Genomic DNA, 24,860 nt, shown 5'->3' with positions numbered 1-24,860 from the left:
TAGTAGATCAATGATGATGTGATTTGGCGAAATTTCCGCGGCAAGATTTTGTGTCCGGCGTGACGGCTTGCGGGAATTGCTCTAGCCTTTCGGGGGGCTTGGGGCGGATCATTTCCACATCTTGAGCGAGGGCATTTCAGCATGGCTAAAACCCACAACGTCGCCGTCCTGGTCGGCAGTCTCCGCAAGGCATCCTTCAATCGCAAAATGGCGCATGTGCTCGCAAAGCTCGCGCCTGAAACGCTCAAGCTCGAGATCGTCGAAATAGGCGCTCTGCCTCTCTACAACGAGGATACCGAAGCGCCAGCGCCCACCGAATGGAAGGAGTTTCGCGCAAGCATGAAATCCGCCGACGCCGTGCTCTTCGTGACGCCGGAATATAACCGCTCGGTGCCCGGCGTGCTGAAAAACGCCATCGACGTCGGCTCGCGGCCCTACGGCTCAAGTGTGTTTTCGGGAAAGCCCGGTGCTGTGATCAGCGTATCGCCGGGCGTGATAGGCGGCTTCGGCGCAAACCACCATCTGCGCCAATCGCTGGTTTTCCTTGACGTGCCCGTCATGCAGCAACCGGAAGCTTATATCGGCAACGCAGGCGCGCTGTTCGACGAACAGGGAAACCTGATCGACGACCGCACCCGCGATTTCCTGAAAAAATACATGCACCGCTTCGCCGCCTGGATCGAAACCAACGCGAAGAGCTGAAGTCTCACCCGCCGCCTGACGTCTATTGCGGGTCCATGACTTTCGTCTGGTCCATGATCGTCGCCGCGTCGCGGGCGAGGATCATCATGTCTTCGGGCAGGTTCTCCGGGTTCGACTGCGCATAGTCGACGAGGCGGCGCAGCAGCACCATGAATTTCGGGCCTGCCGCCATGATGCGCGCCTGCAGCTCGACGCGCTCCGGCGCGAAGTCATATTCGACGCCCGGCACGCGCCAGCCGCCGCCTTCCTGCGTGCCGGTCATGATCACGGGGAATGTGCCGGGGAAGGGGTGGCTCGAGCATTCTTCCGCCGAACGCCATTTGTTCGGCGCGCGTACCACGCGCCATTCTTCCATCGCCGGATCGATCTCGGTGAGTTCGGTCGCCTGTTCGGTCTGCAATTCCGTCGCCACGAAGTCGCGTCCGAGGCCCACGTCGTAGAAAACGCGCAGCGGCTCGTCCACGTCCTTCACCCATTGGGGCACGACGCGCTCGATGACCGCCCATGTGCCGACCGGGCGGACATAGACCCGCTGGTTCTTGTGGAATTGTGCCTTCGCCATGACGAATCTGACCTGAATTGGGAAACCGGATCAGTATGTCGTCTCGTGGGTTAGCAGTTGATTAAGGCCGCGCGCCCGAGGGGCCTAATCCCCCGGACGCGCAATGGTTTCACCCGCTCTGTCGGTCACGAGGCCGATGCGCTGTCGGCCCCAGGCCACCGCGCGCGACACGCGCCCGCGCCCGCCTTCAAGCAGCAGATAGGCGACAGGCACGACGACGAGCGTCAGCATGGTCGATGAAATCAGCCCGCCGATTGCGACAAAGCCCATGGCGTTGCGGATTTCCGCACCCTGACTTGTCGAGATGGCGACCGGGATCATGCCGCAAATCGTGGCGATCTGCGTCATCAGCACAGGCCGCAGACGCACCGGCCCGGCCTTCAGCAAGGCTTCTCTCAGCGGCAGGCCTTTCTCGCGAAGCTGGTTCGTGTAGTCGACCAGCAAAATGCCGTTCTTCATCACAAGACCCATCAGCGCCAGCAATCCGATCTGCGCGAACATCGTCATTTCGAGGCCCGAAAGCTTCAGCGAAATGAACGCGCCGACAAAGGAGAGCGGCGCCGAGAGCATGATGATGGCTGGCTGCGTGAAGCTGTTGAACTGGCTCGCCAGGATCATGTAGAGCGCCGTCAGCGCCAGCATGAAGGCAAAGCCGATGGCCTGGCCCGTTTCCTTCATGCTCTTGGCCTGGCCTTCCGCCGACCAGGAATAATTCGGCGGCAGGTTCGCCTCTTTCAGATAGGCCTCGACCTTCTCGGTCGCAGGCCCAAGCGACACGCCCGCCGACATGTTGGCGAGAATTTGCACGCGCCGCGAACGGTTTTGGCGGTCGATCTGCGCCGGGCCGGAGGCCACATCGAAACGCGCCACATTGGTCACGTCGATGAGCTGTCCGCTAGGGCCCCGCACCTGAATGAGCGAGAGCTTGGCGATATCGTCGCGCTGGTCTTCGGCAAGACGCACACGCACGTCGTAGCGCTGCCCGTATTCTTCGAACGACCCCGCCTTGACGCCGCCCACCATGGTGCGAACCGTCTCGGCAAGCGAGCGCACGGGAATGCCGAGATCGGCGGCGCGCTCGCGATTGATGTGAACCTGCAGCTCCGGCTTGCCGCTGTCGTAGCTCGACTTCACGTCCTTGAAGAGCGGGTCCTGCCGCATCTTTGCGACGACCTCATTGGCCTTTTCCTCAAGCACGGCAAGGTCCGGCCCCTTGATCGCGTAATTGACGAGATAGGAGCCCCAGCCGCCGCCCGAAATCCACGGCACGTCCGAAAGCGACACGTGCTTGGCCTCAGGCGCCGCCCGCTGCATCACGACGCGCGCTTCATCCATGATCGTGATGAAGGTGACGCCGCGTCCCTTCTTCGGCGTGAGGCCGATATAGAACGATGCTTCATTGGCGTTCTGCTGCGCGCCGTCGCCGACCGTGAAGAAAACGGTCTTCACATGCGGAACCTTGGCCAGTGCATTGGCGACGCGCTGCGCCACCTGCCGCGTCTCGGAAAGACCCGCGCCGAAAGGCAGTTCCATATTGGCGAGAAATTCCGCCCGGTCCGAACGGCTGTCGAAAGCGGCGGGCAGGGTGCGTGCAACGAGCACACCGAGCACGATGGCGCCAAGCGCAATGCCCATCACCGTCCAGCGCCAGTTGAGCGCAACGCCGAGCAGGCGCCCATAGCCCGCATCGATCTTGTTGTAGGCGCCGTCGAAAAACCGCGCCACGCGGTTCATGTTCTCCGGCGAGGTTTCGTTCTGCTTCAGCATCCGCGCCGACAGCATCGGCGTCAGCGTCAGCGAGACGAGCAGCGACACCAGAACGGAGAAGGTGATCGCAAGCCCGTATTGAAAGAAGAACCGGCCGACAATGCCGCTCATGAAAGCGATGGGCACGAAGACGGCGCAAACCGAGAAGGTGGCCGCAAGCACGGCAAGGCCCACTTCCTTGGTGCCGAGCGACGCCGCCTCCATCGGCGAATAGCCCTCTTCGAGCTTTCTGTAGATGCTTTCCAGAACGACGATCGCGTCGTCGACGAGCAGACCCACCGCCATGGACAGCGCCATCAGCGTCATCATATTGATGGTGAAGTCGGCGACATAGAAAGCGAAGAACGTCGAGATCAGCGATGTCGGCATCGCGATGGCAACGATCAGCGTCGCGCGGAACGAAAGCAGGAAGGCGAGGGTGACGAGCACGACAAGCCCGATGCCGATCTGAATATCGACGAACACGTCCTCCGCCGAACCCTCGATGAAGACGGCGCTGTCACGCGCGATCTTCATGCTGACGCCAGCCGGTGCAATGTGCTGCAAATCGGCAAGCGCGGCGCGCACGGCGCGCGCAACCTCGACCGTGTTCTGGCCGGACTGTTTGCGGATATCGAGCGAGACGCCGCGCCGCCCGTCAAGCTGCGCGTAAGAGCGCTCATCGGCCATGCCGTCTTCGATCTTGGCAACGTCCTTGATGAGTGTCGGCGCGCCATCCTTGCGGAAGGCGACGACGATGTCGCCGAAGCCCGCGACCGTCGAAACTTCGCCCTTGGTCTTGACCGTGAATTCGCTCATGCGGCCCGGCGTGTCGAGCTTGCCGCCTGGAATATCAGCGTGTTCGCGGCGCACCGCCGTCGTCACATCGTCCGCCGTCACGCCATAGGCGCGCATCTTGTCGGCATCCAGCCAGATGCGAACCTCGCGGTCGCGCCCACCGACAATGGTGATCGAGCCGACGCCGCTGATGCGCTGCAGGTTTTCCTTGATGACCTTGTCGGCGAAATGCGTCAGTTCCTTGATCGGCATGTCGCCCGCGATCATTACCGACATGATCGCCTGCGCGTCGGGATCGAGCTTCTCGACGATGGATTGCTTGGCGTCATCCGGCAGCCTTGCGCGCGCCAGCGAAACCTTGTCGCGAACGTCCTGCGCCTTCACGTCGACATTTTCGTTGAGCTTGTACTGGACGACGACGCGGCTGATGCCCTCCGAGCTGATTGAGGACAGCGTGTCGATGCCCGACGTCGTGTTCACTTCCTCTTCGATCGGATCGCTGATGTCGCTTTCAATCGCATCGGGCGATGCGCCTTCAAGCGTCGTCGAAACCGAGACGACCGGAAACTCGACCTTCGGAAACAGATCGACGCCGAGGCGGCCGAGAGAAATCCATCCCAGCACGACGAGCGCCAGAATGACCATCACGGCAAAAACCGGCCTGCGAATTGATACGTCGGAAATCCACATGGATGCGGTCCTTAAAGAGGCGGCTCGTCAGATGCTGTCGCGTCGCGCCTTATTGCGGCGTGCTGGCGGCGTCGGCTTCAGTTTCGGCGGTGTTTGCGGCAACGGTTTCAATCTTCACCGGAATGCCTTCGGCAAGGAGCGGCAGATTGGGGCCCGTCAGCGCGCGCTGGCCTTCGCTGAGGCCGGACAGCACCTCGACGGATTCGGCGTCGATCTGGCGAACCTTGACGGGAACGCGCTTGGCGACGCCGTTTTCAGCGACGAAGACATAGCGACTATTTTCCGTGCCCTGCAGGGCGCTGCGCTTCAGCGCCAGCACATTGCGCGGCTCGGGATAGAGTTCGGCGCGGGCGAAAAGGCCGGGCTTCACTGCGTAATCGGCATTGAGTATGGGCAGGCGCACTTCGACGCCGCGCGTATTCGTGTCGATCAGATCGTTGAGAATGACGACATAGCTGTCGAACGAGCGGCCCATGCTGTCGATGACGATCTTGCCCTTGGTGCCGACCTTGATTCTTTTGAGATCGGTTTCAGGGATCTGAACGATTGCTGCGACAATGTCGATCTTCATGATCTGAAGCACGCCGCCGCCACCGCCGCCGCCGCCCATGCCCGGAACATCGCTGCCGCCGCCGGGCGCGCTCATGCCCATCATGCCGCCCATCGTCGCCATGTATTTGCCTTCGTCGACGTCGCGCCGCGTGATGACGCCGTCAAAAGGCGCACGCACGGTGCAGTCGTCGAGCATCTGCTTGGCGGAGGCTAGCTGCGCCTGCGCGATGCCGAGCTTTGCATTGGCCGCATCTTTCGCCGCCTGCGCATTGTCGAGCCCGCCATTGGAGACGAAGCCGCTTGCATGCAACTCATTGGCGCGTTCAAAAGCGCGGCTGGTGTTTCGCACTTCGGCTTTTGCGAGCTTCACCTGATTTTCAAGCTCCGCCACACGCAGGCGGATTTCGACGTCGCGTGTGTGAAACAGCGGATCGCCTTCCTTCACGCGAGCGCCGACATAAACGTCGATCTTGTCGATGATGCCCGTGACGCGAGGCCCAAGCGTCGTCGTCTTGGCCGGTGCAATCGTCCCGGTGCCGATAATGGGCTCTATAAGTTGCTTGGCGATTGCAGGCGTTTCAAACATGGCGATAGCGTCGACGGATTTTTCCGCTTCCGCTTTCTTCTCATCCTTGCCGCAGCCCGCAAGCGGGGCCAGAAACGCAGCGGAAACAAAAATGACAGCAGCCAGCCGCCGCTGTCCGGTCGTCAACGCGAACTTCATATGCAGTGCCTCAACCCCATTGCGTCCATCAACGACGCTTAATAGTCTGCATGACTATAGTAGCCTAGGTTACGATATGGAAAGCCGCAAATTGAAGGTTGATGCACAGACCACATCTGGCGAACCGGATGACGCCGAACAGCGTCACTTCGGCTGGACGCTTCATGACGTCTTTCGGCTTTTTCAGCGTGCCTGGGGCAGGCGCCTGCGGGAATCGGGCACCGGCATCAGCCCCGCCCAGTCGCGCGTCATGGCCGAGCTTTACCGGCAGGGCGGGCTCACCCAGACGGCGCTTGCCGAAGGCGTCGAAATGGAAAAAGCGCCGCTTGGCCGCCTTCTCGATCGCATGGAAGAGCTGGGCTTTATCGAGCGGAAGCCCGACAGCACCGACCGCCGCGTGCGCCTGGTCTATCCGACCGAGAAATCGGACAGTCTCGATGAGCCCATGTGGTGCGCTGCACGTGGAATGTTCGAAACCGCGCTGCAAGGTTTGACGCCTGAGGAGACCGCGACGCTGATGTCGCTGCTCGAGCGCATGAAGCAGAACCTGCTGGCTGAAGAAGCCCGCATGGCTGCGCCGCGTCGCGCCGTTACGGATGAAGAGCCCGCAACCGGCAAGTGAATCCAAGCGGACGCAGCGTCAATACTGAAGCCCTTTTCAGCGCGTCAATTTACAGGGACAATGCCGCCAAACCGAGTAACGGCCATCGCTCGAGGCGGTGGTCCATCTTATAAGCCCGGCCGTAACAGGCTGACCCGGCAGAAATGCGGTGCGCAATGCCGGGACCACGGGGAGCCAAGGGGACGAAGTATGAATTTCGATTTTTCCGACGACCAGAAAATGCTCAAGGAGCAGGTTCGCAAATTTCTGGGCGACAAGAGCCCGCTAAGCGTCACGCGGCGCATCCTCGAAGGCGATGAGGCTTATGCGAAAGACGTCTGGAAGGGCCTCGTCGATATGGGCCTCACCGGCACGGCAATCCCGGAAGAATATGGCGGGCTCGGCCTCGGGGCGCTGGAACTCTGCGTGATCGCCGAGGAACTTGGCCGCGCCGTCGTCGCCACGCCTTTCTCGTCCTCCGTCTATCTCGCCAGCGAAGCGTTGAAGCTTTACGGCACCGAGGCGCAGAAGCAGAACTGGCTGCCGAAGCTCGCCGCCGGTGAGATCATCGGCACGCTCGCCGTCTCCGAAGGCACGCATGCCGCAAGCCCGCGCAACATCACAACCGCCTTTGCAGGCGGCAAGCTCAACGGCACGAAGCTGCCGGTGCCCGATGGCGATATCGCCGACGTTGCCGTCGTCCTCGTCAATTCTGGCGGTTCGGGCGAACAGGCGATCTCGCTTGCTGTCGTCGATCTCAACGGCGCTGGCGTCACGCGCGAAGTGCTCCGCACCATCGACCCGACGCGCTCGCATGCCACGATCACCTTCAAGGATGCGCCCGCCGAACTCATGGGCCCGGCTGGCAATGGCTGGTCGCAGCTTTCGCGCATCTTCGACGGCGCGGCCGTGCTCTTTGCCTTCGAGCAGGTAGGCGGATCGGAAGCGGCCATTGAAATGGCGCGCGACTATTCGCTGGAGCGTTATGCCTTCGGTCGCCAGATCGGCTCCTATCAGGCGATCAAGCACAAGCTCGCCGACATGTATGTGAAGAAGGAACTGGCGAAGTCGAACGCCTATTTCGGCGCGATGATGCTGAACGACGAGGGCGCGGAATTGCCCGAAGCGGCGGCAGCCTCGCGGATCGCCGGTAGCGACGCCTACGTCTTTGCCGCGCAGGAAAGCCTCCAGACGCATGGCGGCATTGGCTACACATGGGAAGCGGACACGCAGTTCCATTATCGCCGGGCGAAACTTCTGGCGCTCACCATCGGCAGCAGCGCGCAGTGGAAGGAAAAACTCGCCACGCGCCTCGAAGCCAAGAACGCCGCCTGATCGCTCGCGCCAACAAATTTCAATACGGGGAACAAACCCATGGATTTCAACGACACCAAAGAAGAAGCAGCCTATCGCGCGAAAGTCCGCGCATGGCTCGATGCAAACGCCACTCGCAAGTCGAAGGCGAAAGACGCCGAGCAGGCAAAGACGCTTGAAGAATTGCTTCAGCGCTCCAAGGCCTGGCAGGCGAAGAAGGCCGAAGCCGGTTACGCCTGCATCACATGGCCGAAAGAGTGGGGCGGCGGTGGCGGCACCACGATTGAAAACGTGATCTACGGCCAGGAAGAGTCGAACTACGCCGTCACCGGCAGCGTGTTCGCCATCGGTCTTGGCATGTGCATCCCGACGCTCATGACCTGGGGTCCGCAAGACGCCAAGGAACGCTATGTGAAGCCCGCCGTTCGCGGCGACGAAATCTGGTGCCAGCTTTTCTCCGAACCCGCAGGCGGCTCCGACGTTGCCGGTCTGCGCACCAAGGCCGAGAAGGATGGCGACGAGTGGGTCATCAACGGCCAGAAGGTCTGGACCTCCGGCGCGCATTATTGCGACTTCGGCATCGTGCTCGTCCGCACCGATCCGACTGTGCCCAAGCACAAGGGCCTCACCATGTTCTATATCGACATGAAGAGCCCCGGCATTGAAGTCCGCCCGATCAAGCAGATGTCGGGCGATGCGAACTTCAACGAAGTCTTCTTCACCAATGTCCGCGTGAAGGACAGCCAGCGTCTCGGCAAGGTCGGCGACGGCTGGAAGGTCGCGCTGACGACGCTGATGAACGAGCGCCTCGCCGTCGGCGGCAGCCAGGGCAATGCCGACGTTGCCGAGCTGATTGCGCTTGCCCGCAACACCGAGATCGAGGGCAAGCCCGCCATCGCCAATGGCGCCGTGCGCGAGCGCATCGCCGACTGGTATGTGCAGGCGCAGGGTCTGAAGTTCACGCGTTTCCGCACGCTCACCGCTTTGTCCAAGGGCGAAACCCCTGGGCCGGAAAGCTCGATCTCCAAGATCATCGCGGCCAAGAAGATGCAGGACCTCGGCTCCTTCGGCATGGACCTTCAGGACATGGGCGGCATCATCCGTGACCGGAAGATTTCGGCTGAAGAAGGCGCCTATACCGAACAGTGGTTCGGCGCGGCAGGCTACCGCATCGCGGGGGGCACCGACGAAATCCTGCGCAACATCGTTGCCGAGCGCGTTCTCGGCATGCCGTCGGACATTCGCGTCGACAAGGACCTGCCGTTCAATCAGGCGCCCAAAGGCAAGTAACCAACTGACGGTCCAGAAACATGAGCCCGCGAGGTACGCCTCGCGGGCTTTTCTTTTGTCACGAGGCGCGTGATAAGTTGCCCGCGAAACAAGGCGGCGGGGCGACGTGTCGAAATTCTGGCGAAAGGCGATGGAAGCCCGTGCGGCGCTCTGGCGTGCGCTCATGCCGCCTTGGCGCAATCGGCGCATGCCATATCTCGTCATCGCCGCGCTGCTCGCCTTTGCCGTCGGCTATGCCGCTTTCTACATGAGCTATGTGCGCCCCGTGTCGCAAGGGCTTGCGGCCATCAAGGCGGAAGGCCGCCTCGTCGTCCTCACGCGCCTCGCGCCGACAACCTATTATCTCGGCACGGAAGGGCAGACCGGCTTCGATTATCTGCTGACGCAGCAACTCGGCAAGGCGCTTGGCGTCGAAGTCGAATATCGCACCTATGAGACAGAGCCCGAGCTTCTTGCCGCTCTGGCAAAACGAAAAGGCCACATCGTCGCCGCGGGCCTCGTCGCCACCGATGCACGCCGCGCGCAATTCGCCTTCGCCCCCAACGACCAGACCGTCCGCGAACTCGTCATCTGCCGCCGCGACATTCCGCTGCCCAAAACGCCGAAGGACCTGATCGGCCTCAACATGGCGGTGAGCGAGGGAACCGCCGGTGGCGATGCCGCCATCGCGCTCGCCGCAAAGACCGAGGGTCTGGCCATCGCCTCCGCGCAAGAGCCCGTCGAAAAACTTTTCGAGCGCGTGGCAAGCGGCGCGCTTGATTGCACGGCAGGCAATACGCTGGAGCTTCAGGTCAACAATCCCTATTACCCTGAACTCGTCGAAGCCTTCCCGCTCAGCGCGAACGAGACCGTCGCATGGTTCGCCGCCCCCGGCTCGCAGGATGTGGCGGAATTTGCAAAGACCTGGCTTGCCGGCATGAAGAAGTCCGGCGCGCTCGCCGAAACCGGACGCCGCTTCTTCGGCTTTCTCCCGCCCTTCGATTATGTCGATGTGCGCAGTTTTCAGGCCGCCGCATCGGACACGCTCCCCGATTACGAAAAAGCGATGCGCGACGCCGCCCGCGAGACGGGCCTGCCCTGGCAGTTGATCGCCGCCGTCGCCTATCAGGAGTCGCATTGGAAGCACGATGCCCGCAGCCACACGGGCGTGCGCGGCATCATGATGCTCACCGAAGACACAGCCGATCATCTCGGCGTGCAGGACCGCCTCGACCCCGTCGACAGCATCTTTGCAGGTGCGCGCTACATCGCCGACCTGCGCAGCCGCATCCCCGAAGGCGTCGAGGAGCCGGACCGTCTCTGGTTCGCCCTCACGGCCTATAATATGGGCTACGCGCATCTCCTCGATGCCCGCGCGCTGGCCGAACGCCTCGGCCTCAACAAAAACCGCTGGACGGATCTGCGTCGCGCCTTGTCACTGATCAACAAGCCCGAATATGCCGCCGAGCTGAAATTCGGTCCGGCAAAAGGCGGGCAGGCGCTGCGCTTCGTGCAGCAGGTTCGCGCCTACAAGCACATCCTCGACGCACATAAGTAATCTCCCTTATGTGACAACGCTTCACAGGCGCTGCGACATAATAGCCGCAATAAAAAAGTGGATATTACGCGACATTGGCACATGCGATCGAGCACCGACAAACGGTGCCGCCAATGGAGAACGACAATGCACAGCAACAAGAAGACCAGACTCGCAAGCATGGCCATCGCCGCGCTGCTCGGCGCCACGGCGCTTGCCACCGTGCCTGCTTCGGCTGACGACGCAGGCTTCAAGGCAAAGGCCGCAGGCGACATCCTGCTGCGCGCACGCGGCATCTACGCAGTCCCCCGCGACCATGCCAGCGTGTCCGCAGGCGGCAGCGTCGATGTCTCGAACGACCTCGTTCCCGAACTCGATGTCAGCTACTTCCTGACCGACAATCTCGCGCTCGAACTGATCGCTGCCACCACGCGCCACAAGGTGACCTGGACGCCGGGCGGCGTGAACCTCGGCAAGGTGAGTCTGCTTCCGCCTACGCTCACGCTGCAATATCACTTCATGCCGAAGGAGCGCCTCAGCCCCTATGTCGGTGCGGGCCTCAACTACACGTTCTTCTATAACGAGGACGCACCGGGCGGCGGCATCAACAGCGTCGACTACAAGAACCATATCGGCTACGCCTTGCAGGCCGGTGTCGACTATGCGCTTTCAGGCCCCTGGTCGCTCAATCTCGACGTAAAGAAAATTTTCCTTCGCACAGACGTTTCCGTAAACGGCGGCGCTGTGACAGCCAAGGCTGATCTTGATCCCTGGATCGTTGGCGTCGGCGTCGGCTATCGCTTTTAAAATAGCGAGATAAACTGCGGATATATGAGGGGCGCAGCCATCCGGTCCCATGCGGTCGGCGGCTTGCGCCCCTCATTGTTGCCTGCTCGACTCTGGTGTAATAAATCTAGGGGATACACCCTAAAGAGCCACGCGCCCCGTCTGGAGCGAATTCGGCTGAATAGCCAAGGGAGATGAGACACGTGTCGTTAGCGTTGAGCCAATCAGGGCCTGTTGTGACCCCGAGAACCGTCCAGATCGCAATTCTGGGCGCCGGAATGGGCGGTCTCGGCATGGCGATCCAGCTTCGCCGCGCAGGCATCGACAGTTTCGTCGTGCTCGAAAAAGGCAGCGATGTCGGCGGCACCTGGCGCGACAACGTCTATCCCGGTTCCGGCTGCGACGTGCCCTCGCATCTCTATTCCTTCTCCTTCGAGCCCAAGCTCGACTGGTCGCGCAAATTCGCCAAGCAGCCTGAAATTCACGACTACCAGCTTCACGTGACGAAGAAGTACGGCCTGCGCCCGTTCATTCGTTTCAACACGGAAGTCGCCGATGCGCGCTTCGACGAGGCAACGGGCCTCTGGCACATTCGCACCGTGGCGGGCGAAGAGATCACGGCCAATGTCGTCGTCTCCGCGCTGGGCCAGCTCAACCGCCCGGCCTATCCCAAGGTCGAAGGTCTTGAGAGCTTTGCCGGCAAGCAGTTCCACTCCGCGCGCTGGGACCACGACTACGACCTCAAGGACAAGAACGTCGTCGTCATCGGCAATGGCGCAAGCGCCATCCAGTTCGTGCCCGAGATTGTCGACAAGGTGAAAAAGCTCACCATCTTCCAGCGCTCGCCCAACTGGGTCGTGCCCAAGGATGACCGTCCCTATACGGACAGAGAGCAGTCTATGTTCCAGCGCTTCCCCTGGACCGTCAAGCTGCACCGCTGGATGATCTATCTCACGCTGGAGCGCAACTATCTGGCTTTCATCAAGGACAGCTTCTTCAGCAAGCTTTTCGAGAAGGCAGGGCGCGCGGAGCTGGAAAAATATATCGCCGATCCGAAGCTCCGCGCCGTGCTGACGCCGGACTATCCGGCAGGCTGCAAACGCGTGCTGATCTCGAACGACTGGTATCCGGCCATTGCAAAGCCAAATTGCGAAACCGTCACAAGCCCGATTGCGCGCGTCACCGCCGACGCCGTCGTCACGCATGACGGCAAGTCGCATCCCGCCGACACGATCATCTTTTCGACGGGCTTCGAGACGACGACCTTCCTTGCGCCGATGAAGGTTCTCGGCCTTGGCGGTCGCGATTTGAACGATGTATGGGCGAAGGGCGCGGAAGCGCATCGCGGCGTCGCCGTGTCGGGCTTCCCGAATTTCTTCATGCTTTATGGCCCGAACACAAATCTCGGCCACAACTCGATCATCTTCATGATCGAGTGCCAGATCAACTACATCATGCAGGCGATCGACGCGCTGAAGAACCCGAAGCTGCGCTGGCTGGATGTGCGGAAGACGGCGGAAGATGCGTTTAACGACGAGCTTCAGCAGGACATGCAGAAGACGGTCTGGGCCGCCGGTTGCTCAAGCTGGTACAAGAACGCCGAAGGCAAAGTGACCAACAACTGGTCGAGCTTCACGGCAAAATACTGGTGGCAGATGCGCCAGCTCGATCTGGACGAATATTCGTTGGTGGGCTGAAGGTTCGAAGCGCGAAGGTATCAGTCGATCTGGCCTTCGCGCACGATCCGCTCGTGGCCATCGGTCACGTTTTTCACGCGATACTGGTAACCTGCGCCTTCCGAGGGAAGGAGGCGTACGACAGTGTATTGGCCGCGCGTTTTTGCGAGATAAGATCCGCCGGGGTGAAACTCGACCATTTCACCGACTTTGAACTTGTGATTTCCCATAAGGGGTACTCCTGTGCCGCACCTGTCGGCACGTGCATCGCGATGTAATCGCTGCTTGAGAAGGTCCATATATGAGGCCGCGAGGCCAAAACCGCAAGGTTTATCGGTAATTAGCCGTATATTCGCCAAAATATCCACAGCGAGGCCTGCTGCTCGGGGCTAGTGTAGGCCGATGATTCGCAGCGCAAATTGCGCCAAAAAAGGAGATCCATCATGGCCAAAGGTCAGATGAGAAGTAACAAGGAAAAGAAGAAGCCGAAGCAGGACAAGAAGGCGAAAATCGCCGCCGGCACGACCGGTTCTGTCTTTGCCGCCGACGCCAAGGGCGAAACTTCGCCGAAGGGCAAGAAGTAAGCATTTGCGATACGCGCCTCCGTCTTCTGGCGGAGGCGCGAAACGGCTGTGCCTGATTTAGCGATGACGATGAAACGAACGATCTCCGTTGCGCCCATGATGGACTGGACGGACCGGCACGACCGGTTTTTCCTGCGCCTCATCACGTCTCGCGCTTTGCTCTATACGGAAATGGTCACGACCGGCGCCGTCATTCATGGCGACCGCGAGCATTTGCTCGGCTTCGATGCTGCCGAGCACCCGATTGCCGTGCAGCTTGGCGGCTCCGAGCCTGCCGCTCTCGCCGAGGCCGCGCGCATCGCCGAAGATTTCGGCTATGACGAAGTGAACCTCAATGTCGGTTGCCCGTCAGACCGTGTGCAGTCCGGCCGTTTCGGCGCCTGTCTGATGCGCGAGCCTGAGCTCGTCGCCGAATGCGTCGCCGCGATGCGCAAGGCCGTCTCCGTTCCCGTCACCGTGAAGTGCCGCATCGGCGTCGATGAGCAGGACCCGGAAATCGCCTTGCCCGCCATGGCCAATGCCGTTTGGAACGAAGGCTGCAAGACGCTGATCGTTCATGCGCGCAAGGCCTGGCTCGAAGGCCTCTCCCCGAAAGAAAACCGCGACGTGCCGCCGCTCGAATATGACCGCGCCTATGCGCTGAAGGTGGCGATGCCCGGCATGGAAATCATCGTCAATGGCGGCGTCCTCACGCTCGATCAGGCGACGGAGCATCTCGCCCACGTCGATGGCGTCATGATCGGCCGCGCCGCCTATCAGACGCCCTATGTGCTCGCCGATGTGGACCGCCGTTTCTATGGCGGCACGCATCCCGTGCCCTCGCGCCATGAAGTGCTGGAGCGTTTCCTGCCTTACGTCGAACGCGAACTCGCGCGCGGCACGCATCTCCACGCCATGTCGCGCCACATCCTCGGCCTCTTCCAGGGCCTCCCCGGCGCCCGCGCCTTCCGCCGCCACATCTCGGAAAACGCCCCGCGCAAGGATGCAGGCGCAGAGGTTATCCGCGACGCAATGGCGCTGGTCCCGCGTGACGTGGAACTTGCTGCTGTCTGATCAGAATATCTGGCCATCCTTCGAGACGCGCGGCTTCGTCACGCTCCTCAGGATGAGGTTGTTTGTTTTGGGTTAGCTATTCTCCGCCACCACTCCTCATCCTGAGGAGGCCGCGCAAGCGGCCGTCTCGAAGGACGAGGCCCCCGAGCCCGCCTCAAATCCGCTGATCGTATTCCCCGACCTCCGGGTTTGCCGAAAGCCGCGTATCGATCTCCTCGAACATCTTGCGCATATTCGCTTCCGACGCTGGGCTCTCGACCACCACCACAAGTCCCGGCTTGTTCGACGATGCGCGCACCAGTCCCCAGGTCCCGTCTTCCACTGTCACACGAATACCGTTGACCGTCACCAGATCGCGGATCTTCTGCCCGACCAGCGTCTCGCCCTTGGCCTGCATGTCGGTGAAGAGCTTCACCATACGATCCACAACGTCATATTTCACTTCGTCGGGGCAGAAGGGCGACATGGTGGGCGAGCCCCATGTCTTGGGCAGGGCCTCGCGCAGGTCCGACATTTTCTTCGTCGGATTGCGATCCAGCATGTCGCAAATCGCAATGGCGGACACCAGCCCGTCATCATAGCCGCGCCCGATCGGCGGGTTGAAAAAGTAGTGGCCGGATTTCTCGAAGCCCACCAGCGCGTTCAGCTCATGCGCGCGGCGTTTAATGTATGAATGGCCGGTCTTCCAGTAATCCGTCTTCGCGCCATTGGCGATCAGCACCGGATCGGTGAGGAACAGCCCCGTCGATTTCACGTCCACCACGAATTGCGCATTCGGAATCTGCGCCGAAAGATCCCGCGCGAGCATCACGCCCACCTTGTCAGCGAAAATTTCCTCGCCCGTATCGTCCACAACGCCGCAGCGATCCCCGTCGCCGTCGAAACCGAGGCCGACATCCGCGCCTTCCGCCAGCACCTTGTCGCGGAGCGCATGGAGCATCGCCATATCTTCCGGGTTCGGATTATAGCGCGGGAACGTATAGTCGAGCGTGCAGTCGAGTGGGATCACCTCGCAGCCGATGCCTTCCAGAACCTTCGGCGCAAAAGCCCCCGCCGTGCCATTGCCGCAAGCCGCCACCACGCGAAGCTTGCGCTTGATCGGCGCGCGTTCGGTCAGATCGGCGATATAGCGCTCTGCCATATCCGCCACATGAATATATTTGCCGCCGCTCGCTTCCTTGAACGCGCCCGAAAGCACGATCTCCTTCAGCCGCGACATTTCATCCGGCCCGAATGTCAGCGGCCTCTGCGCGCCCATCTTCACGCCCGTCCAGCCATTTTCATTATGGCTCGCCGTCACCATGGCGACGCAAGGCACGTCGAGCGCGAATTGCGAGAAGTAGGCGACCGGCGACAGCGCAAGACCAATGTCATGCACCTCGCAACCCGCCGTCATCAATCCGATGATCAGCGAATGCTTGATCGAGCTTGAATAGGACCGATAGTCATGGCCGACCGCAATCGCTGGCTTCACGCCCATTTCGCGGATCAGCGTACCAAGCCCCAGCCCCAGCGCCTGAATGCCGACAAGGTTGATCTGCTCGGGATAAAGCCAGCGCGCGTCATATTCGCGAAAGCCGGATGGCGCGACCAGCGGCAAGGTCTCGAACTCATACGTATTGGGCTTCAGGTCCGCGCGCGGCTTGGCAAGCATCAAGGGTCTCCTCAGGGCAAAGCAAATCAGCAGACACCTTATAGCGGTTCCGCGCGCGTCTTTGCCGTTTGATTAGGGGGAGTTTGTGGCAAGTGCATCCACGTCTGCACGAATTATTGCCGCAGCACCAGCCGGTCGCCTTTGACCTCGATACTGCCGATCTGATTGAGGAAGCTCATGCCGAGCAGCGACATATTCATATTCCCGCGCCCGATCGAGGCCCGCACATTGCGCACGACGATATCGCCCATCTTGATCTCGTCCAGCGTGACCGGTGCCGCCATGGTCACGCCATTGGCCGTCTGATAGGGCACGTTGTAGTTGAGCTTGTTGACGTCGAAGCCGAGCCGCCGCGCATCGTCGCTCGAAAGCGCAACATCGCTCGCGCCCGTATCGACGAGAAAGCTCACCACCGTGCCGTTGACCAGCGCATCGACATGAAAATGCCCGCTGCGTGCATTGCGCGAGAGATAGACGACGCCCGGCGCGCCCTGCACCGGCTTTGTCGGCATCAGCGACGAGGCGACGCGCCCGCCAAGCTGATGCCCGACGCCAAGCAGATCGTCCTTGTAGCTGTAGATGACGATCAGCATGAAGCCGATGGCGGTCCAGGCCAGCATCTGCTTTAGCGCCAGCCCCGCATTGTGCCGCCAGCCGACAGCAAAGCTCGACCCGATCAGCAGCAGCCAGCCAACCCCATAGACAAGGCGCATCTTCCCGTTCTCATCGGCCAGCGCGCCCGGAAAGCGGCTGTTGAGATAGTAGAGAAGGGCGACAAGCCCGAGCAGCGCCAGCGCCGCCCATGTCCAGTTGTTCTGCCTCATGGGGAAAACCTATGTGAGAACCGTCACCAACATCTGAATACTTCTTCACGTCGCAAATAGATTGTCATCCCGGCCTTGTGCCGGGATCCAGAAACCACAATTGCTGAATCCGCCGCACCTGAGCGCAGCGACAAGGCCGGAGTGACATGGTAATTGAAAGACGAGCCCCTATTTACATGCTAAGCTAAGCTCGGTCCATAAATACCATAAGTTGACAGTAAAATGACCGACGGCAAGATCGTCAATCTGGCAAGCAGGACACAGGATGCAGGCACAGCCGCCGCTTCCCGTCTCGCCTTGCCCGCTTTCGAGCCGGGCTGGGTCTGGCTTGTCGGCGCTGGCCCCGGCGATCCGGGCTTGCTGACGCTTCATGCAATCAATGCGCTCGCCCATGCCGACGTCGTCGTCTACGACGCGCTGGTCGACGAAACCGTGCTCCAGTTCGCCAATCCGCATGCGACGCTTGAATATTCCGGCAAGCGCGGCGGCAAGCCGAGCCCGAAGCAGCGCGACATATCAGCCCGTCTTGTCGAACTCGCCCGCAAGGGCAAGCGCGTGCTGCGCCTCAAGGGCGGCGATCCCTTCGTCTTCGGGCGCGGCGGCGAAGAGGCGCTGGCGCTGGTCGATGCGGGCATTCCCTTCCGCATCGTGCCGGGTGTCACGGCGGGCATAGGCGGCCTCGGCTATGCAGGCATCCCCGTCACGCATCGCGACACAAATCACGCCGTCACCTTCGTCACCGGCCATATGGCAGGCGGCGCCGTGCCGGAAAATCTCGACTGGCCCTCCATCGCCAAGGGCTCGCCCGTCATCGTTCTCTACATGGCGCTCTCGCATCTCCAAAAGATTGCCGAGCTGTTGATCTCGAACGGTCGCCGCGCCGACGAGCCCGTGGCGCTTGTGCGCAACGCGACGCTGAAGGACCAGCAGGTCCTCGAAACCACGCTCGCCACCGCCGCCGCCGATGTCGCCGCCGCAAACTTCAAGGCGCCCGCCATCATCGTCATCGGCGAAGTCGTCCGCCTCCGCGCCGGCCTCGACTGGCTCGGCGCGCTGGAAGGTCGTATCCTGAAGCGCGACCCGCTCGATACCCGCGCGGAAAAAGACGTAGGCTGACGATACCTCCTCCCCATCCGTCATGGCTCGACTTGATCGGGCCATCCTTCTTTTCTTCCGATTGGACTCCCAAATGACCGACGTAAAAGACAGCAACGGCAATATCCTCGCAGACGGCGATAGCGTCATGGTCATCAAGGACCTGAAGGTAAAAGGCACCTCCGTCACGCTGAAGCGCGGCACCATCGTGAAGAACATTCGCCTCACCGGCGATGCAGGCCTCATCGAATGCAATGCTGAAAAGGTGAAGGGCCTCGTCCTCAAAACCGAATTCCTGAAAAAAGCCTGAGCGGAGGGCAGGGCATGCTCGTCATCTTCGGCGGATTGCCCGGCACCGGAAAAACGACCATCGCTCGCGCCCTTGCAAGCGAGCTTGCCGCCGTTCACTTGCGCATCGACACCATCGAACACGCCATCCTGAACTCAAGCCTCGGCGTCACGCGTCTGGACGATGCTGGCTATCTCGTCGCCTATGCGCTGGCGCAAGACAATCTGCGCCTCGGCCGCATTGTCGTCGCCGACAGCGTGAACCCGCTGGAGCTGACGCGCGCCGCATGGCGCGATGTCGCGGCCCGCGCGGCTGCGCCTTTCATCGAAGTCGAATTCATCTGCTCCGACGAGGCCGAACATCGCCGCCGCATCGAAACGCGCGCGACAGAACTTCCCGGCTGGCAACTTCCGACATGGGCCGATGTCGTCTCGCGCGAATACCACCCCTGGACGCGCGATCACATCGTCATCGACACAGCCTCATCAGCCCCCGACGCATCGCTGGCCGCATTGCGGGCGCATCTCCACATTCCATCCTGAAGCCCTCTCCCCTCCGGGGAAAGGGTTGGGTGAGGGGGCGTCAGCCTCCAATCCATGCAGCCATCTTCCGCTTCCTGCGTTACGTTGAACAACGCGATTCCGTATCCGAGAGGACAAGCGCTTGACCGATGCAAACACCGACGCCTTTTCGCGCCGCAATCCGCTCCTTGTGGCCAGCGTGTTCTTCGCCAATCTCTATCTCTTCAGCTTCGGTCTCGACGCGGCAATTTCCACTCTCGATGAAATGCTGCGATCGCTCATCGGTGTTACCAGCCTTGGCGACCTTCGCAACATCGTCGCGATTGTGGTGTTCCTCGCCTCGCCATTGATGCTCCTCTTGCTGATTTTCGTACCCCATCTGCCGAAGCGCATTTTCCTGCCGCTCGTCATCTTCGCGCTCTGGGCGGGCATCGGCGCGCCGCCATTCACTTTCGCGCCCGAAGCGCGGCTGATGAATTTTCTCACGGTTGTATTGCAGCTCGCGCTTTTTGTGGCCGCCGTCTCGGGCGTGCTGCGCCAGACCGGCCGCCGATATTTACAAGCTGCTGACCTGCCGACGAAAACGCATCTTCTGCGACGCACATTGATCGCGCTTGGCGTCACGACCGTTGCTTTCGCAATTCTGCTCCCCGTCATCGGCGCGTTGCTTCTGACGGTGACGCTCGAGAAACAGACTGGCGGCTATATCCACTTCACCGCAAAAGGCATCGACGTCATGCAGGCCGAATTTGCCAGGAGCGACAAGACCGTGCGCCTCGTCGGCATGATCCATATCGGCGAAGCGAAATTTTACCGCGACCTCTTCGCGAGCTTTCCGCCCGGTGCGGTGGTCCTCGCCGAAGGCGTCTCCGACAGGGAAGGGCGCCTGTCTGGAAAATTCAGCTACAACCGCGTCGCAAAGGTTCTGGGTCTGGAAGAACAATCCGGCATCCAGGCCGCATGGATGAAAGCCGAAGCGGAAAAATCCGCCACGTCGGACAGCGCGCCGCAAGTCGCAGACGCCGTCATGCATGCCGATATCGACGTCTCCGAATTTTCCGATGTCACCATCCGCTTCCTCACCGAGATCGGCGAGATTTATTCAAGCGACTCGATCTGGCAAGCCTTCCGCCGCATCGGTGCGATGAACGATCACTACACGGAAAAAGACGTCAACACCGTCTATGCTGACATCATTGACAAACGCAACGCCAAGCTCATTGCCTCACTCGATAAGGCGCTGGCCACGCATAATACGATCATCATCCCCTGGGGCGCCGAACACATGCCCACCCTCGAAAAAGCCCTCATCGACCGCGGCTTCTCCATCCGCGAGCGCGAAACGCGCAACGCGATTGAATACAGTTCTCTTTTCTGAAGCCTAAAAGCCCTCTCCCCTCAGGGGAAAGGGTTGGGTGAGGGGCCTTACTTTCTCCCGCGCCACACCTGCGCCGCCCGGTATCGTCGTCCCGGGACTTGTTCCCGGGACCCACGGGCCTATCCGTTCAGCACCGCATATAAATCATTCCACTCCGGATTGGCCGCTTCAATCGTGCGGACCTTCCACGCACGCGGCCATTCCTTCATCGTCTTCTCGCGCGGGATGGCATGCTCGATATCGTCAAATAGCTCCATATAAACCAGCCGATGAACACCATACTTCCTCGCAAACTGCGACCCATGCCCTTCGCGATGTTCCCATACGCGGCGCGCTATGTTGTTGGTGACGCCGATGTAAAGCGTGCCGTTCCTGCGGCTCGCGAGGATGTAGACGAAATAACTCACTGGCTGCCGTGAAGTCCATGGGTCCCGGGAACGAGTCCCGGGACGACACTGAATGTGCGGATATGCATTCGATTATCTCAACGCCATCAAAGCACTCGCGAGCGAACCAAGGACCTGCACCAAACCCATTGACGTCGTCCCGGGACTCGTTCCCGGGACCCATCTTTCCACATCTTCAGCGCTCATCATGACGCAGAAAATAAAACGGGACCGGTGAAACCATCTCACGCGCTCGCTTCGGCTGACGTCGCGGGCCGCCGCGTCAGCACCCTGTCGAAAATCCATATCGCCACCGAAGCCGCGCCCGCAATCGCGGCGATCATCAGAAAGAAATCGGCCTTCGCCATGCTGCTCCAGAAACTGCCGAGATAGCCCGCCAGCAGATTGCCGGTGAAATTGGTGAGCAGCCACACGCCCATCAGCATCGACAGGATCGAGGCAGGCGCGATCTTGGATACGAGCGAAAGCCCGATGGGCGAGAGATAGAGTTCGCCCGTCGTCACGATGGCGAAATAGGCGACGAGCCACAAGGCGCTGGCCTTCGCGCCGCTCTCCGCGTCCCATGCCGCGCCGACCATGATGAGATTGGCAAGCGCAACGCCAAGGCAGCCCAGCGCCATCTTGACGATGGTCGAAGGTTCGCGCCCGCGCTTTGCCTGCCACGTCCAGAGCGCGATGATGAAAGGCGTGAAGGCGAAGATCATGAAAGGGTTGAAGGCCTGAAACCAAGTCGTCGGAATCTCGCCCTGCCAGAAGAGAAGATTGATTGAGCGGTTCGTATATCCATCCGCCCAGAGCGCGATCGTGTTCCCCTGCTGCTCATAGGTCGCCCAGAAGAATGTGACGAAGACGCAGAGGACGAGCAGCGACGCAATCGCGCGCCAGTCCTCCCGCGTCAGCTTTTCGCGCCGGACCCGTGCCGCGCCGCGCTTTGGCACATTGTCGATCGGCAGCGAGCGCGTGCCCCAGAGATAGACGCCGAGCGCAATGATCATGCCGACGCCTGCGGCGCCGAAGCCGTAATGCCAGCCTTTTTCTTCGCCCAGCGTGCCGCAGACGAACGGCGCGAGAAATGCGCCGAGATTGATGCCGACATAGAAAATCGAATAGGCCCGGTCGCGTCGCTGGTCGCCCGGCGCGTAAAGCATGCCGACCTGACTTGAAATATTCGGCTTGAATGCGCCATTGCCGAGAATGAGCATCAGCAGCGCGAAAAAGAAAAGATGCTCGAACGCCATCATGAAGTGACCGATGGCCATCAGCACCGCGCCGATGATGATGGTGCGCCGCCGCCCGAGCAGGCGGTCGGCAATGAGTCCGCCGAAAACCGGCGTCAGATAGACGAGCCCCGTATAGAAGCCGTAAATCGTCGAGGCGAGCGGCTGCACGCCAAGCGGCCCGAGCAGAAATTCAAACGCTGCCTTGATCGCGCCATAGCCGAGCACATTGTCTGCATTTTCCGGCTGCAGCAGATATTTGACCATGTAGAGAACGAGAAGCGCGCGCATTCCATAATAGGAAAAGCGCTCCCACATCTCCGTACCGAAAAGAAAAGTCAGGCCTTTGGGATGGCCGAGAAAGTCAGCGTTGCGCGCGTCGGATGAGGCGGCGGAAGCTGTCACGTTCAGGCTCGCCTCTTGAGAACGGCCTCGATCAGCGCCAGCGCTTCTTCCGGCGCTGCGGCCTTTTCGCCCAGTGCCTCGATGCGCGCGGGCAATTCGCTCATGATGTCGCGCCGGTCGGCCTCGCTCAGCGCGCCCCAGCAGGCGACCTCGCGCACCGTGCGGGCGCATCCAGTGCAAATACCGTTGGGGTCCAGCTCGCAAATGTCGATGCAGGGCGAAGAAATGGGCGGCGCGATGGTCAAGGCGTCTTTCCGGTTCTCTCCAGGAGAAGGGCAGGGTATAGGAAATAGCCTCCAAACGCCGAGAAATTAAATGACCCGCCCGCTCACCGGCATGCCCTTCGACGATATTCGCAATCTGCTCGATACGCTCCCCGCGCCTGACGAGGATGCGGTCGAGACGGTGCGCGCCCGCAATGCAACGCTGGCAAAGCCTGTCGGCAGTCTTGGCCGTCTGGAAGAGATCGTCCAGTTTCTGGCACGTTGGCAGGCGATCTCGCGGCCTTCGGTCAATCGTCCATTGGTCGCTATCTTTGCCGCAAACCACGCAGTCGCCAAACGCGTGCCCCTCGGCCCGCAAGCCGCCGAGACGCGCGAGCAGGTCGAGCTTTTTGCCGCAGGCGGGGCAGGGGTCAATCAGCTGGCGCTCGCTGAAGATGCAGGATTGAAAGTTTTCGATCTGGCGCTGGATATCCCCACGCCCGACATCTGCGTGGACGCCGCCTTCACCGAGCAGGCCTGCGCGGCCACCATGGCCTTCGGGATGGAATCGATTGCAGGCGGCACCGACCTTCTCTGCGTTGGCGCGGCAGGCGGGGGTAACTCGCTCGTGGCGGCCGCCATCGCCTGCGCCCTCTTCGGCGGCAAGCCCTCCGACTGGACGGATGATCCCTCACATATCGCGGCGATCGAACTCGCGCTCGAATTTCACGGAAATGCGCTCAAGGACCCGCTCGAAATCCTTCGCCGCATCGGCGGCCGCGATCTGGCCGCCGTAGCGGGCGCGATCATCGCCGCCCGCTTCCAGCGTATCCCCGTTTTGCTTGACGGTTTTGTCGCCTGCGCCGCCGCCGCCGTTCTACATCGCGCCGAGCCGACCGCGCTCGATCATTGCCTCGCCGCCCATCGCTCCGGCACCGCGCCGCATGACAGGTTGCTGGCAGCGCTTGGAAAACGTCCGCTTCTCGATCTGGGGATAGGGCTTGACGACGGTTCCGGCGCGGCTCTCGCAGTCGGGCTCATCAAGGCCGCCGCTGCAACTCATGCTGGCATGGCGACCCGCGAGCAGCTCGGTACGCATTGAGTATCGCCCGGCGGTCCATGGGTGCACAGCGCGCCGTTCATTCCTCTGCGTCCGTTGGCCTTGCAACGAGCGCTCGCCTAGCTAATATCACCGCCAAAATAAGGTGGCTGGGCGATCCCTCGCGCCGGTCCGTCATTGCATTTTCCAGCACCGTCGCAGCGCCCGATGCGCCACGCCTTGCCGATCTGGAGGTCACCCAATGGATATGAGCTTTTCCCCGGAAGATCTCGCATTCCGCGATGAAGTTCGCACTTTCATTGCCGACAACTACCCCAAAGACCTGAAGTCGCGCCGCACGCGCGGCGAGATGACGAAGGACGACATCCTCAAATGGCACCGCATCCTTCACAAGAAGGGCTGGGTCGTGCCGCATTGGCCGACGCAATATGGCGGCACGGGCTGGTCGATCACGCAGCGCTACATCTGGAACGAAGAGAATGCGCGCGCCGAGACGCAGCCGCTCTTGCCCTTCGGCCTCGCCATGGTCGGTCCGGTGATCTTCAATTACGGCAATGAAGAGCAGAAGAAGCGCTTCCTGCCCGGCATTCTTTCCGGCGACGATTGGTGGTGCCAGGGCTATTCCGAGCCGGGCGCCGGTTCCGATCTCGCGGGCCTCAAGACGCGCGCCGTGCGCGACGGCGACCATTATGTCGTCAACGGCCACAAGATCTGGACGACGCTGGCGCAATATGCCGATTGGATGTTCTGCCTCGTTCGTACCGATCCGACGTCGAAGCCGCAGGAAGGCATCTCCTTCCTGCTGATCGACATGAAGACGCCGGGCATCACCGTTCGCCCCATCATCACGATGGATGGCGCGCATGAAGTGAACGAAGTCTTCCTCGAAGATGTGAAAGTGCCCGTCGACAATCTGATCGGCGAAGAGAACAAGGGCTGGACCTACGCGAAGTTCCTGCTCGGCAACGAGCGTTCTGGCATTGCAGGCGTTGCGCGTTCGAAGAAGGCCATCGAAAAGCTGAAGTCGATTGCGACCGCCGAATTGATGGATGGCGAGCCGCTCATCAAAACCGACGAGTTCGCGCGCAAGGTTGCCGAGCTTGAGATTGATCTCTCGGCACTCGAAGTGACCGAACTGCGTACGCTTGCCGCTGAAAGCAAGGGCCGCGGCCCCGGGCCGGAAGCCTCGATCCTCAAGATCAAGGGCACCGAG

24 protein-coding genes are annotated in these 24,860 nt (G+C 61.2%); 15 read left to right on the top strand and 9 right to left on the bottom strand.

The window, feature by feature from the left end; genetic code table 11:
* The first annotated feature begins 141 nt into the window (after positions 1–141).
* Positions 142–702, top strand: a complete 561-nt coding sequence (locus tag WA943_RS06010; RefSeq protein ID WP_424468948.1) for an NADPH-dependent FMN reductase — start codon at positions 142–144, stop codon at positions 700–702.
* A gap of 22 nt (positions 703–724) precedes the next feature.
* Here WA943_RS06010 and WA943_RS06005 read toward each other — a convergent pair whose 3' ends face one another.
* The 3 genes from WA943_RS06005 to WA943_RS05995 form a co-directional block, all read right to left on the bottom strand.
* Entirely contained in the window at positions 725–1,264 is a 540-nt protein-coding gene (locus WA943_RS06005) for a hypothetical protein (protein ID WP_424468947.1), read from the bottom strand.
* Between the two features lie 84 nt (positions 1,265–1,348).
* A complete protein-coding gene (locus WA943_RS06000; protein WP_424468946.1) occupies positions 1,349–4,498 on the bottom strand; it encodes an efflux RND transporter permease subunit in 3,150 nt (1,049 codons plus the stop codon).
* A gap of 49 nt (positions 4,499–4,547) precedes the next feature.
* The gene (locus WA943_RS05995) at positions 4,548–5,774 is read right to left on the bottom strand and encodes an efflux RND transporter periplasmic adaptor subunit (RefSeq protein ID WP_424468945.1); all 1,227 of its coding nucleotides are present in this window, start codon (positions 5,772–5,774) and stop codon (positions 4,548–4,550) included.
* Between the two features lie 76 nt (positions 5,775–5,850).
* Between WA943_RS05995 and WA943_RS05990 the strand changes: the two genes are divergently transcribed.
* The 6 genes from WA943_RS05990 to WA943_RS05965 all read left to right on the top strand — a co-directional run bounded on the left by WA943_RS05990 (position 5,851) and on the right by WA943_RS05965 (position 12,978).
* Complete coding sequence (locus tag WA943_RS05990) at positions 5,851–6,396, top strand: MarR family winged helix-turn-helix transcriptional regulator (protein ID WP_424468944.1); 546 nt, start codon at positions 5,851–5,853, stop codon at positions 6,394–6,396.
* 189 nt (positions 6,397–6,585) lie between these two features.
* Complete coding sequence (locus WA943_RS05985; protein ID WP_424468943.1) at positions 6,586–7,710, top strand: acyl-CoA dehydrogenase family protein; 1,125 nt, start codon at positions 6,586–6,588, stop codon at positions 7,708–7,710.
* 39 nt (positions 7,711–7,749) lie between these two features.
* Positions 7,750–8,979 carry an acyl-CoA dehydrogenase family protein gene (locus tag WA943_RS05980; protein WP_424468942.1) on the top strand — a complete coding sequence of 410 codons (1,230 nt, stop codon included), beginning with the start codon at positions 7,750–7,752 and terminating at the stop codon, positions 8,977–8,979.
* 106 nt (positions 8,980–9,085) lie between these two features.
* The gene (gene mltF, locus WA943_RS05975) at positions 9,086–10,516 is read left to right on the top strand and encodes a membrane-bound lytic murein transglycosylase MltF (protein WP_424468941.1); all 1,431 of its coding nucleotides are present in this window, start codon (positions 9,086–9,088) and stop codon (positions 10,514–10,516) included.
* A gap of 126 nt (positions 10,517–10,642) precedes the next feature.
* Entirely contained in the window at positions 10,643–11,302 is a 660-nt protein-coding gene (locus tag WA943_RS05970; protein ID WP_424468940.1) for an OmpW/AlkL family protein, read from the top strand.
* A 215-nt stretch (positions 11,303–11,517) separates the two neighbouring features.
* Complete coding sequence (locus WA943_RS05965; protein ID WP_424468939.1) at positions 11,518–12,978, top strand: flavin-containing monooxygenase; 1,461 nt, start codon at positions 11,518–11,520, stop codon at positions 12,976–12,978.
* A 20-nt stretch (positions 12,979–12,998) separates the two neighbouring features.
* Here the strand turns inward: WA943_RS05965 and WA943_RS05960 are convergent, their stop codons facing one another.
* Positions 12,999–13,187 (bottom strand): hypothetical protein, encoded by a 189-nt coding sequence (locus WA943_RS05960; RefSeq protein WP_424468938.1) that lies wholly within the window; start codon positions 13,185–13,187, stop codon positions 12,999–13,001.
* 213 nt (positions 13,188–13,400) lie between these two features.
* Between WA943_RS05960 and WA943_RS05955 the strand changes: the two genes are divergently transcribed.
* Together WA943_RS05955 and dusA are read left to right on the top strand one after the other, a co-directional pair.
* Complete coding sequence (locus WA943_RS05955; protein WP_424468937.1) at positions 13,401–13,541, top strand: hypothetical protein; 141 nt, start codon at positions 13,401–13,403, stop codon at positions 13,539–13,541.
* Between the two features lie 63 nt (positions 13,542–13,604).
* On the top strand, positions 13,605–14,594 hold the full coding sequence (gene dusA, locus WA943_RS05950; RefSeq protein ID WP_424468936.1) for a tRNA dihydrouridine(20/20a) synthase DusA: 990 nt from the start codon (positions 13,605–13,607) through the stop codon (positions 14,592–14,594).
* A gap of 154 nt (positions 14,595–14,748) precedes the next feature.
* On the opposite strand, the gene WA943_RS05945 is transcribed toward dusA, so the two are convergent.
* Both WA943_RS05945 and WA943_RS05940 read right to left on the bottom strand, forming a co-directional pair.
* Positions 14,749–16,248, bottom strand: coding sequence for a phosphomannomutase/phosphoglucomutase (locus WA943_RS05945; protein ID WP_424468935.1), 1,500 nt, complete (start codon positions 16,246–16,248; stop codon positions 14,749–14,751).
* A 113-nt stretch (positions 16,249–16,361) separates the two neighbouring features.
* Positions 16,362–17,072, bottom strand: a complete 711-nt coding sequence (locus tag WA943_RS05940) for a retropepsin-like aspartic protease family protein (RefSeq protein ID WP_424468934.1) — start codon at positions 17,070–17,072, stop codon at positions 16,362–16,364.
* A 222-nt stretch (positions 17,073–17,294) separates the two neighbouring features.
* Here WA943_RS05940 and cobA point away from each other — a divergent pair, with 222 nt between their 5' ends.
* From cobA to WA943_RS05920, 4 genes are all read left to right on the top strand, one after another.
* Positions 17,295–18,188, top strand: coding sequence for a uroporphyrinogen-III C-methyltransferase (cobA, locus tag WA943_RS05935; RefSeq protein WP_424468933.1), 894 nt, complete (start codon positions 17,295–17,297; stop codon positions 18,186–18,188).
* 73 nt (positions 18,189–18,261) lie between these two features.
* Positions 18,262–18,477, top strand: a complete 216-nt coding sequence (locus tag WA943_RS05930; protein ID WP_424468932.1) for an alkylphosphonate utilization protein — start codon at positions 18,262–18,264, stop codon at positions 18,475–18,477.
* Between the two features lie 14 nt (positions 18,478–18,491).
* Entirely contained in the window at positions 18,492–18,998 is a 507-nt protein-coding gene (locus WA943_RS05925) for an AAA family ATPase (protein ID WP_424468931.1), read from the top strand.
* A 121-nt stretch (positions 18,999–19,119) separates the two neighbouring features.
* On the top strand, positions 19,120–20,355 hold the full coding sequence (locus WA943_RS05920; protein ID WP_424468930.1) for a hypothetical protein: 1,236 nt from the start codon (positions 19,120–19,122) through the stop codon (positions 20,353–20,355).
* 119 nt (positions 20,356–20,474) lie between these two features.
* Here the strand turns inward: WA943_RS05920 and WA943_RS05915 are convergent, their stop codons facing one another.
* From WA943_RS05915 to WA943_RS05905, 3 genes are all read right to left on the bottom strand, one after another.
* Entirely contained in the window at positions 20,475–20,762 is a 288-nt protein-coding gene (locus WA943_RS05915) for a GIY-YIG nuclease family protein (protein WP_424468929.1), read from the bottom strand.
* A gap of 224 nt (positions 20,763–20,986) precedes the next feature.
* On the bottom strand, positions 20,987–22,384 hold the full coding sequence (locus WA943_RS05910; protein WP_424468928.1) for a peptide MFS transporter: 1,398 nt from the start codon (positions 22,382–22,384) through the stop codon (positions 20,987–20,989).
* A 2-nt stretch (positions 22,385–22,386) separates the two neighbouring features.
* On the bottom strand, positions 22,387–22,629 hold the full coding sequence (locus WA943_RS05905; RefSeq protein ID WP_424468927.1) for a DUF1289 domain-containing protein: 243 nt from the start codon (positions 22,627–22,629) through the stop codon (positions 22,387–22,389).
* Between the two features lie 70 nt (positions 22,630–22,699).
* On the opposite strand from WA943_RS05905, the gene WA943_RS05900 reads away from it, so the two are divergent.
* Positions 22,700–23,689: a nicotinate-nucleotide--dimethylbenzimidazole phosphoribosyltransferase gene (locus tag WA943_RS05900; protein ID WP_424468926.1), complete on the top strand. Its 990-nt coding sequence runs from the start codon at positions 22,700–22,702 to the stop codon at positions 23,687–23,689.
* 199 nt (positions 23,690–23,888) lie between these two features.
* Positions 23,889–24,860, top strand: a 972-nt coding sequence (locus WA943_RS05895; protein ID WP_424468925.1) for an acyl-CoA dehydrogenase family protein, incomplete at its 3' end; no start/stop codon positions are given.

This window comes from Parvibaculum sp., assembly GCF_049651025.1.
Taxonomy (GTDB): domain Bacteria; phylum Pseudomonadota; class Alphaproteobacteria; order Parvibaculales; family Parvibaculaceae; genus Parvibaculum.
Note: the sequence above shows the minus strand (reverse complement) of the source record. Positions and strands in the feature narration are given on the sequence as shown.

Excerpts from the sequence above, each read along its gene's own strand:
- WA943_RS05960 (WP_424468938.1), bottom strand. The coding sequence starts at position 13,187 with ATGGGAAATCACAAGTTCAAAGTCGGTGAAATGGTCGAGTTTCACCCC.
- WA943_RS05990 (WP_424468944.1), top strand. The coding sequence starts at position 5,851 with ATGGAAAGCCGCAAATTGAAGGTTGATGCACAGACCACATCTGGCGAA.
- WA943_RS05940 (WP_424468934.1), bottom strand. The coding sequence starts at position 17,072 with ATGAGGCAGAACAACTGGACATGGGCGGCGCTGGCGCTGCTCGGGCTT.
- WA943_RS06010 (WP_424468948.1), top strand. The coding sequence starts at position 142 with ATGGCTAAAACCCACAACGTCGCCGTCCTGGTCGGCAGTCTCCGCAAG.
- dusA (WP_424468936.1), top strand. The coding sequence starts at position 13,605 with ATGACGATGAAACGAACGATCTCCGTTGCGCCCATGATGGACTGGACG.
- WA943_RS05970 (WP_424468940.1), top strand. The coding sequence starts at position 10,643 with ATGCACAGCAACAAGAAGACCAGACTCGCAAGCATGGCCATCGCCGCG.
- WA943_RS05955 (WP_424468937.1), top strand. The coding sequence starts at position 13,401 with ATGGCCAAAGGTCAGATGAGAAGTAACAAGGAAAAGAAGAAGCCGAAG.
- WA943_RS06000 (WP_424468946.1), bottom strand. The coding sequence starts at position 4,498 with ATGTGGATTTCCGACGTATCAATTCGCAGGCCGGTTTTTGCCGTGATG.
- WA943_RS05925 (WP_424468931.1), top strand. The coding sequence starts at position 18,492 with ATGCTCGTCATCTTCGGCGGATTGCCCGGCACCGGAAAAACGACCATC.
- WA943_RS05900 (WP_424468926.1), top strand. The coding sequence starts at position 22,700 with ATGACCCGCCCGCTCACCGGCATGCCCTTCGACGATATTCGCAATCTG.
- WA943_RS06005 (WP_424468947.1), bottom strand. The coding sequence starts at position 1,264 with ATGGCGAAGGCACAATTCCACAAGAACCAGCGGGTCTATGTCCGCCCG.
- WA943_RS05985 (WP_424468943.1), top strand. The coding sequence starts at position 6,586 with ATGAATTTCGATTTTTCCGACGACCAGAAAATGCTCAAGGAGCAGGTT.
- WA943_RS05995 (WP_424468945.1), bottom strand. The coding sequence starts at position 5,774 with ATGAAGTTCGCGTTGACGACCGGACAGCGGCGGCTGGCTGCTGTCATT.
- WA943_RS05980 (WP_424468942.1), top strand. The coding sequence starts at position 7,750 with ATGGATTTCAACGACACCAAAGAAGAAGCAGCCTATCGCGCGAAAGTC.
- WA943_RS05945 (WP_424468935.1), bottom strand. The coding sequence starts at position 16,248 with ATGCTTGCCAAGCCGCGCGCGGACCTGAAGCCCAATACGTATGAGTTC.
- cobA (WP_424468933.1), top strand. The coding sequence starts at position 17,295 with ATGACCGACGGCAAGATCGTCAATCTGGCAAGCAGGACACAGGATGCA.
- WA943_RS05930 (WP_424468932.1), top strand. The coding sequence starts at position 18,262 with ATGACCGACGTAAAAGACAGCAACGGCAATATCCTCGCAGACGGCGAT.